The 14,232-nt window shown below is 60.7% G+C and carries 12 protein-coding genes; 10 read left to right on the top strand and 2 right to left on the bottom strand.

Annotated features, from left to right (window positions below; genetic code table 11):
• Positions 1–7 precede the first annotated feature (7 nt).
• The 8 genes from QNI87_RS11325 (at position 8) to QNI87_RS11290 (ending at position 8,098) form a co-directional block, all read left to right on the top strand.
• The gene (locus QNI87_RS11325) at positions 8–796 is read left to right on the top strand and encodes an NTP transferase domain-containing protein (protein ID WP_300596516.1); all 789 of its coding nucleotides are present in this window, start codon (positions 8–10) and stop codon (positions 794–796) included.
• Positions 777–1,988: a glycosyltransferase family 1 protein gene (locus tag QNI87_RS11320; protein WP_300596514.1), complete on the top strand. Its 1,212-nt coding sequence runs from the start codon at positions 777–779 to the stop codon at positions 1,986–1,988. Before QNI87_RS11325 ends, QNI87_RS11320 begins: the two co-directional genes overlap by 20 nt.
• Entirely contained in the window at positions 1,985–3,079 is a 1,095-nt protein-coding gene (locus QNI87_RS11315) for a hypothetical protein (RefSeq protein WP_300596512.1), read from the top strand. Before QNI87_RS11320 ends, QNI87_RS11315 begins: the two co-directional genes overlap by 4 nt.
• Entirely contained in the window at positions 3,079–3,918 is an 840-nt protein-coding gene (locus QNI87_RS11310) for an ABC transporter permease (protein ID WP_300596510.1), read from the top strand. Before QNI87_RS11315 ends, QNI87_RS11310 begins: the two co-directional genes overlap by 1 nt.
• Positions 3,915–4,613 (top strand): ATP-binding cassette domain-containing protein, encoded by a 699-nt coding sequence (locus QNI87_RS11305; protein ID WP_300596508.1) that lies wholly within the window; start codon positions 3,915–3,917, stop codon positions 4,611–4,613. Before QNI87_RS11310 ends, QNI87_RS11305 begins: the two co-directional genes overlap by 4 nt.
• Positions 4,610–5,542, top strand: coding sequence for a class I SAM-dependent methyltransferase (locus QNI87_RS11300; protein ID WP_300596506.1), 933 nt, complete (start codon positions 4,610–4,612; stop codon positions 5,540–5,542). Before QNI87_RS11305 ends, QNI87_RS11300 begins: the two co-directional genes overlap by 4 nt.
• A 6-nt stretch (positions 5,543–5,548) precedes the next feature.
• Positions 5,549–6,859, top strand: coding sequence for a glycosyltransferase family 1 protein (locus tag QNI87_RS11295; protein ID WP_300596504.1), 1,311 nt, complete (start codon positions 5,549–5,551; stop codon positions 6,857–6,859).
• Between the two features lie 81 nt (positions 6,860–6,940).
• Positions 6,941–8,098, top strand: a complete 1,158-nt coding sequence (locus QNI87_RS11290; RefSeq protein WP_300596502.1) for a polysaccharide biosynthesis/export family protein — start codon at positions 6,941–6,943, stop codon at positions 8,096–8,098.
• Positions 8,099–8,336: 238 nt separating this feature from the next.
• Here QNI87_RS11290 and QNI87_RS11285 read toward each other — a convergent pair whose 3' ends face one another.
• A complete protein-coding gene (locus tag QNI87_RS11285; protein ID WP_300596500.1) occupies positions 8,337–8,603 on the bottom strand; it encodes a hypothetical protein in 267 nt (88 codons plus the stop codon).
• Between the two features lie 306 nt (positions 8,604–8,909).
• On the opposite strand from QNI87_RS11285, the gene QNI87_RS11280 reads away from it, so the two are divergent.
• On the top strand, positions 8,910–11,693 hold the full coding sequence (locus QNI87_RS11280) for a DUF3857 domain-containing protein (protein ID WP_300596498.1): 2,784 nt from the start codon (positions 8,910–8,912) through the stop codon (positions 11,691–11,693).
• Between the two features lie 291 nt (positions 11,694–11,984).
• On the opposite strand, the gene QNI87_RS11275 is transcribed toward QNI87_RS11280, so the two are convergent.
• Positions 11,985–13,355 (bottom strand): glycoside-pentoside-hexuronide (GPH):cation symporter, encoded by a 1,371-nt coding sequence (locus QNI87_RS11275; protein WP_300596496.1) that lies wholly within the window; start codon positions 13,353–13,355, stop codon positions 11,985–11,987.
• A 72-nt stretch (positions 13,356–13,427) separates the two neighbouring features.
• On the opposite strand from QNI87_RS11275, the gene QNI87_RS11270 reads away from it, so the two are divergent.
• Positions 13,428–14,231: a phytanoyl-CoA dioxygenase family protein gene (locus QNI87_RS11270; RefSeq protein WP_300596494.1), complete on the top strand. Its 804-nt coding sequence runs from the start codon at positions 13,428–13,430 to the stop codon at positions 14,229–14,231.
• Position 14,232: the final 1 nt, after the last annotated feature.

Raw genomic sequence — 14,232 nt, 5'->3', positions numbered from 1 at the left:
CGATAAATTGGTAACGCAAGCCATTATATTGGCAGCCGGTTTCGGGCAGCGCCTCCGCGCGCGCTCGACCTCCAAGCCCCTGACGCATGTGTGCGGTGTCAGCTTGCTGGAAATCAGCCTGCGCCAGCTCGTTGCAGTCGGGGTCACACGCGTCGTGATCGTGACCGGGCATGAGGCGCAGCGCATCGAACTCGAAGCGCGCGCGCTTGTGCCGCGGATCGACGCTGCGATTGAGACAGTGCAGTTGGAAGACTGGTCGCGGCCAAACGGCTGGTCGGTGATCGCCGGGGCAAGGAAACTCGACGTGCCGTTCCTGCTGGTGATGGCCGATCACCTGTTCGGCGATGGACTGCTGGCCCGGCTTGCCGCGCAGCCGCTTGACGATTGCGACGTTGTGCTGGCGACCGATGCGCTCGACAACCCCTTGATCGACCCGGATGACGCGACTTGGGTCGCCTGTGATGATCAGCGGCGCATTGAGCGGATCGGCAAGACGATAGCCCCCTATGACGCGGTGGATTGCGGCGCGTTTTTGGCTACGAACACGCTGGCTGAAGCGATTGCGTCGGCCATCGCGGCGGGAAGGCCCGGCAGCTTGTCAGACGGCATGCAAACCCTCGCCGACGCCCGCCGCGCAGTGACCAATGATGTTGGCGGCGTCTGGTGGCTCGACGTCGATGATCCAAGAGCGCTTGATCTCGCTGAGGCGCAGGCAGCGCAGCATATCGGCTTTCTGTCCGCGCGAACGGCGCTCGCGCCGATGCCGAATACGCAAGGTGAGCGCCGTGTTGCCTGAGGAGCCAAACATTCTGCTCGACGTCACGCGCCTCGTCTCGCGCAGCTGGACGCAGCGCCGCTCCACCGGCATCGATCGCGTGTGCTATGCCTATTTGCACCACTTCCGGTCGAACGCGCTAGCGGTCGTCCAGCACCGCGGCGCCATCAAGGTGTTCGACGCGGTGGGCTCTCGGGACCTTTTTGAACGGCTGCTTGCGCCATCGGAAGGGTTCCGCGCCAAACTGATGGCGATCGCGCCAAGGCTGCTGATGAACACGCTTGCGAATGAGGCGATCGCGGGTCGCACTTACGTCAATGTCAGCCACACTGATTTCGACTTGCCGCAGCACACCCAGTGGGTTCAGCGCCATGGGCTGCGAGCGGTCTATCTGATCCATGACCTGATCCCGATCACCCACCCTGAATTTTCGCGCCCGCACGCGGTCAACCGTCACCTGGGGCGCGTGCGCTTGGCGCTCAGCGGCGGCGCCGCGATCGTCGTCACCTCCCACGCCGTGGCCGATGAGCTGGCGGACTTCGCGGCACGCGAGGAGTTGCCCAGACCTTCGCCCCTGGTGGCGCCCTTGGGGGGAGAAGCGCTCCTGCGCCTGCACGCTCAGCGCCGCGCCGCGCCGGCATCGCCGGACTCGCCCTCTGGGCATTTCCTGACCGTCGGAACGATAGAACCGCGCAAGAACCATCGCCTCCTGATCGAGGTGTGGCGCGACCTTGTCATCCGCCACGGCGCGGCCGCTCCCAAGCTTGTTATCGCGGGACAAAAGGGGCCGATGACCGGCGATATCCTCGAGCCGATCCTTCATGATCCTCGCCTCGCCAAGCGGATCGAATGGCGCAAAAGCGTCAGCGATGCGGAGCTTGCTGGCCTGATGGCGAGCGCCCGCGCCGTGCTTTTGCCCAGCCTTGCCGAAGGCTTCGGCCTCCCGCTGGTGGAAGCGCTGGCTATGAGTGTACCCGTGATTGCCAGCGATATCCCGGTCTTTCGTGAGATCGGTCAGGCCGTGCCTCAATTGGTCGATCCCAGGAACACGCAAGCCTGGCGTCGTGCGATCGAAACTCACATGGCGCGCGAGGTTACACCGAAGCCCTTTGCACCGCCCTGTTGGGACGATCATTTTGCAGCGCTTGCGCCGATTGTCGAAGCTTTCCGTTTGAAAAGCGCGGCCAAGTGTGAAGGCAGCCTCGCCGCGTGATGGACCGGCTCAAAATCTTCAACCCCTTGGTGGTTGCAACGTTGATCGTGCCCACGATCATCGCGATCCTGTATTTCGGAATCTTTGCCGAGGATATCTACATATCCGAATCGCGCATCGTGGTGCGCAAGCCAGACCAGGCGCCCAGCTTCGGATTCGAATTCGCCCTCGATCAGACCGGCTTTGGTTCCGGCAACGAAGGCAATGATGCGGTTATCGCCTATCTGCAGTCGCGTCAGGCGATTGTGCAAGGGAACACAGACGGGCTGATCAAGGCGGCCTACACCCGCGACGATACCTTTTGGTTCGATCGTTTCGGTTGGCTGGGCGGCAAGAGCGACGAGCAGTTCTACCGGTACTTTGAGAACAAGCTGGAAGTGACCGAAGGCGCAACCACCCAGGTCTTGACCATCACCGTCAGCGCGTTCGATCCGGTCGAAGCGCAGGAGATCAACGCGCGTCTGGTCAAACAAGCCGAAGAGCTTGTGAACAGTCTCTCGGGCCGCGCGCAGAGCGATCTGATCGCCATCGCCGAGGGCGAGGTGGAAGAGGCGGCGGACGAGGCGCGGCAAGCCGCGGTCGAGCTCGCGCGGTTTCGCGACACCAGCGGGATTGTGGATCCCGCGCAGCAATCCGAAGTCGGTTTGCAGATGATTTCGAAGCTTCAGGATGAGCTGATTGCCGCGCAAACCCGGCTTCGCCAGCTCAAGACCTACACGCCCGAGGCCTCGCAGATACCGTTCCTCGAAACCCAGGTCAGCCAACTTCGCGCCGAGATCGAACAGGCGCGCGGCGAGCTGACTGGAGGACGCGCTTCGCTCTCCTCGGCGATCGCGAAGTTTCAGGAGTTGGAAGTCAACGCGAAGTTTGCCGAGGCGCAGCTGGCCGCCACCCGAGCCTCTTTGCAAGAGGCACGCGCCGAGGCGCGGCGCAAGCAGGCCTACCTCGAACTCATCTCCGCGCCCAGCCTGCCCGATTACCCGATGGAGCCGCGCCGCGTGCGCAGCATCATCGCCACGGTGCTCCTCGGCCTCCTGGCTTGGGGTGTTTTGTCCATGCTGGCTATCGGGGTTCGGGAGCACCGCGACTGATGGCGAGCCAAGTCCCTCAAAATGCGCAAGACAGCGCCCCGCCCAACACTTCGTACGGACGCTCGCTGGGTGAGAGCCTGAGCGTCCAGCGCCGGGTCATCGACGCGCTTTTGCGGCGCGAGATGCTCACCCGCTATGGGCGCCATAACATCGGCTTCATGTGGCTGTTCGTTGAGCCGATGATATTCACCATCGGGGTCACGATCCTGTGGACCTCGACAAAGTCGATCCATGGCAGCGATCTGCCCATCGTCGCTTTCGCGCTCACCGGCTATTCGAGTGTGCTTTTGTGGCGCAACATGCCGGGCCGCTGTATTGGCGCGCTGCAAGCCAATCTTCCGCTGATGTACCACCGCAACATCAAGGTCGGCGATATATACACCGCGCGGCTGTTGCTTGAGTTTGGCGGCGCGACGATCTCCTTTACGGGGCTTTCGGTGCTGCTGATCGCTGCGGAATGGATGGAGCCGCCCGACGACGTGCTCAAGGTCTTTGCCGGTTGGTTGTTGATCACTTGGTTCGGGTGCGCTCTGGCAATCGGCCTGGGGGCGTTGTCGCATATGAGCGAGCTTGTCGATAAGCTGTGGCACCCGTTCTCCTACCTTCTCTTTCCACTATCAGGCGCCGCTTTTCTCGTCGTTGCGCTGCCACAATTTGCGCAGGATATCGTCTTGTGGATCCCAATCGTCCACGGTATCGAATTCGTGCGTGAAGGCTTCTTCGGATCGCGCGCCCGCGCCATTTACGATCTGGGATATCTCATTCCCTTCAACCTCGTCATGAGTGTGGTTTCACTCATTGCATTGCGCTACGTCTCGCGCCGGGTGGTGCCCGAATGATGCGCGTTCGCGACCTTCGCAAGGTTTACCGCACCCGGTTCGATGACAACCTTGTCCTCGACGGCGTCAGTTTCGATCTGGCGATGGGAGATCGTCTCGGTATTCTGGGCCGCAACGGCGCCGGAAAATCCACCATGATCCGGCTTATCAGCGGAGCCGAGCGCCCAACGGCGGGCACCATCGAGACCTCCATGTCCGTATCCTGGCCGCTTGCTTTCGGGGGCGCCTTTCAGCATCAGCTGACCGGTTTTGACAACGTGGCCTTTATCAGCCGCGTTTACCGACAGGACTTTGAACGCAACATCGCCTTTGTTGAGCAATTCGCTGAGCTCGGTCCGTATCTGCGCGAACCGGTGATGACCTATTCTTCCGGCATGCGGGCACGTCTCGCCTTCGCGATTTCGATGATCATCGAGTTTGATTGTTTCCTGATCGACGAGATCAGCGCGGTCGGCGATGCGCGCTTTCATGACCGGTGCAACTACGAATTGTTCGAGAAGCGGGGGGATCGGGCGATGATCATCATCTCGCACGACGCTGCTTATGTGCGCGATCATTGCAACCGCTGGGGCGTGCTGCACGATGGCAAGCTCGCCCTCTACGACGACTTCGAAGTTGCTTATGCGGATTTTAAGAAACTCATCGGGTGGAAGCCTCCCCCCGGTTGGATGGAATTGCAGGTATCGACGGCATGATCAAATCTTTTCTCAATCGATTCAAAGACCGCGCTCCGGCAGCGTTGAGCGAAAGCGACACGACCCATCCAGAGCCGACCTTGTGGCAACCCGTCTCCCAGAGCTGCACGCAGAACCAGTTCCTCGAGCCCCATTATTCACGATGGTGTGGCGCCATTCGCGAAGAACCGCGCAGGCACCGCAAGCAGTGGGAATTCTGCTACATTCTCCAGGCTCTCAAGACGCGCGGCATGATGACCGAGGGCAAGCGGGCGCTTGGCTTTGGCGTCGGCCAGGAACCTTTGGCTGCGTTGTTTGCCAGTCACGGTGTGTCGGTGCTCGCAACCGACCTGGAGCCTGCGGAAGCGGCCGATGCCGGCTGGGTCGAGACCGCACAGCACGCGCAGTCAAAAGAAGCGCTGAACGAAAGGGGAATTTGCGATCCGGAGAGTTTCGACAAGCTCGTCGAATTCCGTTTCATGGATATGAACGCGATCGCCCCGGAGCTTGACGGTCATTTTGACTTTTGCTGGTCCGCTTGCGCGTTCGAGCATCTCGGTTCGATTGCGCAGGGGCTTGAATTCGTGATGAATTCCGTGCGCTGCCTGAAGCCCGGCGGCGTCGCGGTGCACACAACCGAGTTCAACTGTACATCGAACACAGACACGCTCGACAACAACAGCACCGTGCTCTTTCGCAAGCGCGATCTTCTTTGGTTGCAGCAGCGCCTTGCAGAGCAGGGCGCCTCTATGGAGCTCAACTTCAATCTTGGAGAGCAACCGCTGGACAAACACGTGGATGTGCCGCCTTACAGCAGAGACCCCCATCTCAAGCTGCAATTCGAGAATTGGATCACCACTTCGTTTGGCCTGATCGTGCGCAAGTCTCCTCTGACAGATGACGAGGCTGCATCCGCTGCGACCCACGGACAAACCAAGGCGGAAACCTAAACCGCAATGGCCCGGCTTCTCATCGATGGCTACAATCTCGGGCTCGAAAAGGGCACGGGCGTTGCGACCTACGCGCGCAATCTCAGCTACGAGATCGGTCATCTCGGGCATCGGGTGGACGTGCTCTACGGCAATCGCATGAGCACGACGCGCGATGACCTTCTGAGCGAGATCTATTTCTTCGATGGCGGCGGCGAGGAGCGCATCCGCATCCTCGAAATACTGGAGCAGATCCAGCAGGCGATACACGGCCCGCTTACCTTTCGAGCAAAACCGGTCCCCGTGACCGGGCGGGTCATTACCCGAACTTTTGCCTCACGCCTCCCGCATTACGATCGCCTGTTCAATTCGCCCGACCTGTTTGCCCGCGCGCAGAGCGCGTTCAAGCTGTGGCAGCGGCCGTCGACCATACGCCTGCAAGAGAAGCCCGATCTGGCGCACTGGACTTATCCGATCCCGCTCTGGGTCAAGGGTCGCCCGAACATTTACACCCTCCACGATGTCGTGCCGCTCCGGCTTCCCTATACCACGCTTGATCACAAGCGCCGCTATCTGCGCCTGCTTCAGCAGCTCGACAAGAAGGCCGCGCATTTCGTCACGGTCTCGGAAAACTCGAAGCGCGATCTTGTCGAGCTGGTCGGGATCGCGCCCGAGCGGATCACCAACACGTATCAATCGGTCAGCATTCCGGAAAAGTACCGCAACAAGCCCGAAGATCAGGTGGCGCGCGAGGTCGAAGGGCTGACCGGGATTGATTACAAGGGATACTTCCTGTTCTGGGGCTCGCTTGAGCCCAAGAAGAACATCGGGCGGATGATCGAGGCCTATTTGTCTTCGCAGATCGACACGCCCCTGGTCATGGTTGGCGCGCAAGCGTGGAAGTCGGAACAGGAATTGAAGCTCTTGGGCGACACACAGACGCTCCATGGAAGCATCGAGCGTCGGCGTGGCGCGCGAAAGCGAGTTGTGCAATTGCCCTACGCCTCGTTCCCCTTGCTGGTCAGCCTTATTCGCGGCGCGCGCGCGGCCCTGTTCCCCTCGCTCTACGAAGGGTTTGGCCTGCCCGCGCTCGAAGCCATGCTGCTTGGCACGCCCGTAATTTGCTCGAACACCTCGTCGCTGCCCGAGGTGACGGGCGAGGCGGCCTATGCGGTCGACCCCTACGACACGGCCGGCCTGACACAGGCTATCCGCGCGATCGACGCCGATGAAGCGATGCGGCAGGAATACGCGAAGCGCGGCCTCGCTCAGGCAGCGCGGTTCAGCCCCGATGCGTACCGCGCGCAGCTCAAGGCCGTGTATGACCGATATCTCTAGCCCGACCGGGCCAAGGACACTGCAATGCCGAACGCAAACGCACGATTGAACCCCCCATCACGCCAACGTACCCTTTGGCGCATGAGCCTGACCTTGCTCGTCGCCATGGCGGTCACTGGCTGCACGACTTTGGGCGGCGCGGGGCCGTCGGCCGGGGGCATCCGTGGAAGCGTCGAAGACGGGGTTGCGGGAACCGCGATCCAGGTGGTCGAGCTCAACGGCCGGGTCAATCAGCGGCTCAACGCGCACAAGGCCTCGACCACCTTTGCGCAAGTGTTTGGCGAATCCAGCGTGTCGCCGACGATTGTCGGGCCGGGGGACATCTTGGATATCGGGATCTGGGAGGCGCCCCCGGCGGTGTTGTTCGGAGCGGCGCCTGCGGGTGTACAGCTGGCTGGCGCGATGGACGTGTCCAGCACCGCCGAGATTCCGCAACAGCAGGTGGGCGAGGACGGCAAGGTCACGGTCCCCTTTGTTGGCCGGATTACGGTTGCTGGGCTGCGCCCTGACGAGATCGAGGCGATCATCGTCTCGCGCCTCGCGGGCCGAGCCAACGACCCGCAGGCGCTGGTGCGGCTGGTCCAGAACGAGACCCGGACGGTCACCGTGCTCGGCGAAGTGGCGCAAAGCGGGCGGATGGTCCTGTCCGCGCGCGGGGAGCGCGTGCTTGACGCGCTGGCAAACGCCGGTGGGGCGAGCAAAGCGATCGAGCAATCCACAATCCAAGTGGCGCGCGGCTCCGTTCAGGCGGCGATGCCGCTCGAAAACGTGATCGCCGATCCGACCCAGAACATCGGCTTGCGGCCCGACGATGTGATCACGCTCCAGCACCAGCCGTACAGCTTCGTGGCGCTTGGCGCGGTCAAGGCCAACGCTGAGGTGCCGTTCGAAAGCCGCGGTATCAGCCTAGCGGAAGCTCTGGGCCGTGTGGGCGGCCTCAATGAGACGCGCGCCAACGTCAAAGGCGTTTTCGTCTTTCGCATGGAACCCTCCGACGCGGTTGATCCGCTGGTTGGGGCGGACGCGCCGACCACGGCTGATGGCCGCGTGCCTGTCGTCTACAGCCTGCGCATGACCGACGCGCAGAGCCTTTTCGCGATGCAGGATTTCATGATGCAGGATGGCGACGTGCTCTACATCGCGACCGCGCCTGGCGTGGAGCTGGAACGCTTCCTCTCCACCATTGCAAGCGCCGCGTTCACCATCGTCGCCACGTCCAACGCGCTCAACAGCCAGTAGGGACGGCCATCGCTGAGCTTGTGGGTTTGCCGCGGGAGAGCGGCAGTCCGGAGCGCCAACGCGGCTGTCAACGGCGGAACGTCTGGTTCACAACCGCGCAGGAAGCGCCCGCGCCCGACAAGCTCGCGGCCAGCCCATCCGCCACCGCTTACGCCGCCGCCCCCAACCCGCCATCCGCCCCGGCTGCGATGAGCATCGAGGACATGACACCCGAGTTCTTCGGCTAGAAGGGGACGTTTCACCAGCCGCTGAGGAAAAGACGGCTGTTAACCCCGTCTTTGTCTTGATGGTTCATCGCCTGGTCAATCACCACGCCTATAACCTGGCTTACGACCCAGAGAGCCACGTTTTTGATAGCGGGTTCTGAGACTTTATGGCTCCGCCCCAGGGCGGGGCCTTTTTTTCGGAACACTTGCATTTTTGCTGGCGCGAGCCATCCGACGTCGGCCCAGAATGCAGGGCTTATCGGCGATTTGCGCGTCATCGCAGCTTTCGGATCGGGCAAGCACGCGTTCCTTCTCCACAATCGAGCAGGCGGGTGGCTTCGGCGACGAATATCGACCACGCCGGCAATCCATAATCGGTTTGTGGGGCGTTTACTCATCCTGGACTGCTCCATGCCAAGACGACCCGATCGGCACAAGACGATCCAAAAGGTCTTGTGCAATCGTTATGAAATCTCTCTGATTTTTGTCGGATTTAGATCTGCGATGCCAAACAGGGTATTCATGCTGAGCCAAAGGACAACGCGATGCGCGTGACTGCGAAGACACTAAAACGATCGAACCGGCTTCAAGAACGCCCGCATGTTATGGTGACATACCTCGTTTCTGGAGCTTCGGCGCTAGCGCTCCCCATTCCAGCACTCGCTGGCGACGAGGTCATCTACCAACCGGCCCCGGAATGGGTCGAGGAAGCTGATCTTGTCCAAAAAGGAAGGACGTCCAACTCCCCGCTTGTGCTCCTTGATCAGCAGTCGCGCATCGAGGATGGCGAATTGTGGACTTACGTCAGCACCGCAGCGGCGCTGGACACACCGCAAGCGCTCACTCAGTTTGGCACACTCACCGCCGAGTGGCTTCCCGACAAGGGCGATCTTATCGTCCATTCGGCCGAGATCATCCGCGAAGGCGAGGTGATCAACCTCCTTGCGGATGGAGCGCAGTTCGAGGTGCTTCGCCGCGAGCAAGGCTTGGAAGCCCGGCTGATTGATGGCTCGCTTACCGCAACCTTGAATGTCCCCGGAGCCCGTGTCGGCGACATCATCCATCTGGCCTATTCGGTTTCGCTCGATGATCAGGCGCTGGAAGAGAACGTCCAGTGGCAATCGCCACTCCCGGCCAAACCCTTTCCCTTGGAGGATGGTCGGGTCAGCGTCTCATGGCCAGTCGATCTGGAGGTCTCGCGCGTGAGGCTTGGCGACGGGTCGGTGGCCGAGCCCACTCTCGAGGACGGCTATTACACATGGTCCGCTTCGCTTCCGGTCGATGAACCCGACGAAGTTCCGGTCGATGCTCCGCTACGGTATAAGATCGGCGACCTGATGCAGGTTACGACCTACCAGAATTGGGAAGATGTATCGCGGCAGATGGCGCAACACTATCAGGTCAATGACAGCGTTGGCCAAGACGATGATCTTGCAGAGGCGATCAAGGAAATCGCGAAACAGACCGCTGACCCGCTGACTCGCGCCGCCCTTGCGGTCCAAAAGGTGCAAGACGATGTGAGCTATCTGCTCAATGGCCTGAATGGCGGGAATTACCTTCCGCAGGCGCCCGAAGAGACTTGGGAAAAGCGCTTCGGGGATTGCAAAGCCAAGTCGCTCCTGCTGCTCGCCATGCTGCGGAAGCTGGACATCGAAGCGGAAGTTGCGCTGGTCAGGACCAGAGGTGGCGACGCTCTCCCAGGGCTTGCGCCGATGCCCGGCAACTTCGATCACATGATCGTTAGAGCGGAGATCGGCGGGACGAGCTATTGGCTCGACGGCACGACAAGCGGCACGCGGCGCCAGAACATCGATGTGGTTCCCAGGTTCTATTTCGCGCTTCCCTTGCGAGAGGCGGGCTCTGAACTGATACGGCTTGATGAGCGGCCACCGCAGACGCCGAACCGTTCCCTGAAGCTGACGATTGATCACAGCGCGGGGATCAGTGTGCCGGCCTTGCTCGATGTCGAGATCGAGTACACCGGCGCCGGGGGAGCGGCATGGCGCGCGATGGCAAACCAGGCGGACGAAGATGTTCGAAACAGCGCGATCCGAAGAGCCGTATCGGGTCTGCTGGGCGAAGCGCATTTGCTCGACGAAGCGCTCCGCTATGATCAGGAAACGGGAGTGGCGACGATATCGGCGCGCGCCCTGCAGACCACGCAATGGACGCAGGATAGAGCGGTCTTCGAGTTTGAACCGCCCGCACAGGCCGCCAAGGATGTAAGCTTCGACGCTGATCGCGCGCGGGCGGCCTGGCGCGATATCCCGCTGCTTTTGAATGGACCCGTTCACTATTCGAGCCGCCTCGAGATCATCTTGCCGAACGAGCCCTCAGGCTTCGAAATTGAGGGGCAAAGCAAGGTTTCCGAGATAATCGGCGGCGTGGAGCTGAACTCGAACGCTGAATTGGAAGACGACAGGTTCATCTTGTCGCAGCGCATGCGTGGCCTTGATGAGGAACTGCCCGCCAACGAGTTATCGAGTGCTCGTCGTAACCTCACTCGCTTCAGCCGATCATTGCCCGTGCTGCGCTCGCCGACCGAAGTGCGCTCAAGGTGGGAGTATTTCGGTGACGAACGCGCTTTGCTCGCGCCTCTTGAGGCGTTCTACGCGCAGTCGATCGAAGAGGCCGAGCCCGATGATCCGACCGCGCTTCTCAATCGCGCGCGCTTCCTTTCCGGCATCTTCGACTACACTGCGGCGCTGGCCGATGTAGAGGCGGCGCATGACATTGAAGCCTCACAGGAAATCTATCACTTCCGCGCGGCGCTCAAGCGCCAGGTTGGCGATCTTCAGGGGGCGCTGGACGACTATCGCCTTGCGGAGGATCTAAAGCCGGATGGTTCGACCCATTACGATCAAGTCGAGCTGCTTTCTTTGCTCGGACGTCATGATGAGGCGGTCTCCATAGCCGAAGAATATGGCGACTATGTCGATGACCGGGTGTCGGAGGCGGAACTGATGGCGCACGCGCTTGCGTGGGGCGGCTCGCTTGATGAAGGGCTGCAAATCCTTGAGGATCTGAAGCTGCGACGTCCTGGAGACGGCTCGTTGCTCAACGCCATCTGCTGGCTTTCCGGAATTTGGAACAAGGTCGACATCGAGCGCTTGGGCACGTGCACCGAAGCGGTCGAGAAAAGCGATTATTCGCTCGCGGCGTTGGACAGCCGGGCCATGGCCAACTTCCGTCTTGGCAATCTGCATGAAGCGCAATCGGATCTGGATGCAGTGTTGCTCGAAGACCCGAGCATGGCGGATTCCAGGCTGTTGAGAGGCGTGGTCCGCGCAGCTCAGGGCGACCCGGGCGCGCGCGAAGACGTAGACTTGGCGTTGGCGATGAAGCCGTCGCTCCGGGAAGTCTATGAAGCGTGGGGACTTCGGTTCTGATTGACGTGTTTGGCGTATCGAGAACTTGCTTACGTCGTGAAATGGCTATCTCAAGGCGCGGTGAAACCGGAGGCCTGTACCCAGAAGACCACGACATAACCGTGTGACCATGCTGCAGCGATCAGATCGGGCGGGCGGAAGGCGTCCCCTGCTATGAAGTGACCTCCGCAACGCTACCCTGTTGCAGGTGGTTTCAAAGGCGGACCGGTGCCACGCCGCTCGCAGTGGTTAGCGAAGGCGCTTGAACTGCCGGTCTCTTCGGGCTCAAACGCCGCGCGTGGGCTGGCGATCTTACTCAATCAAACCGGATTTGATTTCGCGATGCCTATCCTGATCAAGTGTGTAGCCGCGCAGCATGACGATGATGGCCATTACACCCAGGGCCGGAATTCCAGCCATCATACCTTCAATGGCGACCAGCGTGCCCGGTGCCTGCTCCGTGTTAGGGACGTATCCCGCGATATCGAGCAATGCGCCCAGCAAGAGCGCGTTTATTCCGACGGCCGTTTTTTGCGCAAACGTGGCAAATCCAAAGATCTTCGTTTCGCTTTGTATTCCGGTCTTCCAGCGTCTGAATTCGACGGTGTCTGGAAGTATCGCCCAGAACAGCACAGGCAATGAACTGCTCCCAAAACCCAGAATGCAGATACTGGCAAAGGTCCCGAAGATCGAACTTGCCGGCACTGCGAGGAAGCAAAGATATCCGACCAAGGCTATCAGACAGCCGTAGTGGAGTGCTCTGGCCTTGGTTGTTCTGGATGCCACCCAGACCCAGAAGGGCACGCTTACGAACAACAGGGCTGCGGGTAGGGTGAGTGCCCAGATCGCAAGGTCTTCGCGTTCAGCGATGTACTTGAAATAGTGGAGGATATTTTTCGAGAACATCGCCAGACAAATGGACGCTACGACGACAATCGAGAAGACTCGGATCAATGGCTCGTTGGCCTTGAACAAGATCGGAACGCTGGCGATATCCTCACGCAGAGAGACGGCGGGTTCGTGAGGTCCACTGGCAGGTTCCCGAATTGCCAAAGCGCAGTACACGATCCCCGCAAAGGTCATGACGCCTGCGATCGATGCGGCGATTTGGTAAGCCTCCGCTGCTCTCGCCGAACCAAGCATCGAGACGATCAGCGGTGTCGCAAAGACAACGGTTAGCCCGCCTAGAGCCGCGCCCGCCATACGAAAGCCGGCCAACCTAGTGCGCTCATCCGCATCCTGCGTGAGCCTGGCCTGCAGAACGGAAAACGGGACACCGACAATTGTATAACAGGTTCGCAGCAGCAGATGGGTCCCAAGCGCCCAGACGACCGGATCGATAGTTGAAACAAGTGGCTGAGAGAAGGCCATCGGATAGCTCAGAGCCAGCGGCACGCTGCCGATCATTAGCCAGGGGCGATAGCGTCCAAAACGCGTCCGCGTGCGGTCTACGAATACAGCGATAAGCGGGTCGGTGACCGCATCCCAGACCATGGCGATCAGATAGATGAGCCCCGCGGTGGCCGGCGCAATGCCGAGGATATCCGTGTAAACGAACATCAAGAGCAGCGCCGTGCCATTCCAAACCAGATTGAGCGAGGAATCTCCCACACCAAAAGCCAGGCGAGCGGGCCAGGCGACGATATCTTCCTCGGCACGAGAAGTGGTCTTTGCATCTTGCATCGAGTTTCAATGACCGAATGGTCAGTGAAATGTACCGGTCGGCGAAACGGGCAAGCGCGAGGCACCCCACCAATGGTTTCAGAAATGGGAAGTGTGGAAGACAGGCAGGCCGACAATTTGCGGCGGATAAAGGACCGGTTCCAGACCGATGGCTTTGCTGTCGTCCGCGGGCTTGTTGGCAAGAAAGGTTTGGCCGAACTCCAGGCCGCATATGATGACGCGCTCTCAGGGAAAACCGACTTTGAAGCCGATGACCGTCACCTGGGCGGCCTGACGCGGCAGTTGATGAACCCGCATCTGCATGACGCAAGATTTGCCGAGAACGAAGCCGTGCGTAACGCGGCACAGATCGCAGGCGGTATAATCGGAACTTCCGATTTGCCCTTGATGTTCTCGATGCTGATCTACAAACCGCCGGGGCATCGGCACGAGACACCTTGGCACCAGGACATGGCCTATGCAGGCAGGCCAGTCACCGAAGCTGGCGCGACCCTGCCCAACGATGCAATCCTGCAGTTCTGGCTGGCCCTCGACGATGTCGACGAAGAGACCGGGTGCATGACCTTTATCCCGGGCAAGCAAGCCGACCCGATGCCCGAGCACATCGTCTCGAGCGGTGACCCCGATGATGAGGGCAGACTTATGGCAATGACGCATCCCGAAAGGGATTTGGATCTATCCAAGGCGGTGCCATGTGCGCTCGACGCAGGCTCCGCGACGGTCCATGGTTACGCGGCGCCGCACTACACCGGTCCCAATCGTACCAAAGACCGCCACCGTCGCGCTTTCATCTTTTCCTTTGCCAACGCCAACGCGCTGGCGGCCATTGCGGGCGACCGCGGCGACTGGCAATCGCACGATCCCTTGCAGAACTGAC

This window comes from Erythrobacter sp., assembly GCF_030066995.1.
Taxonomy (GTDB): domain Bacteria; phylum Pseudomonadota; class Alphaproteobacteria; order Sphingomonadales; family Sphingomonadaceae; genus Erythrobacter.
The sequence above is the reverse complement of the archived record's forward strand: the minus strand, read 5'-3'. Positions and strand labels throughout refer to the sequence as shown.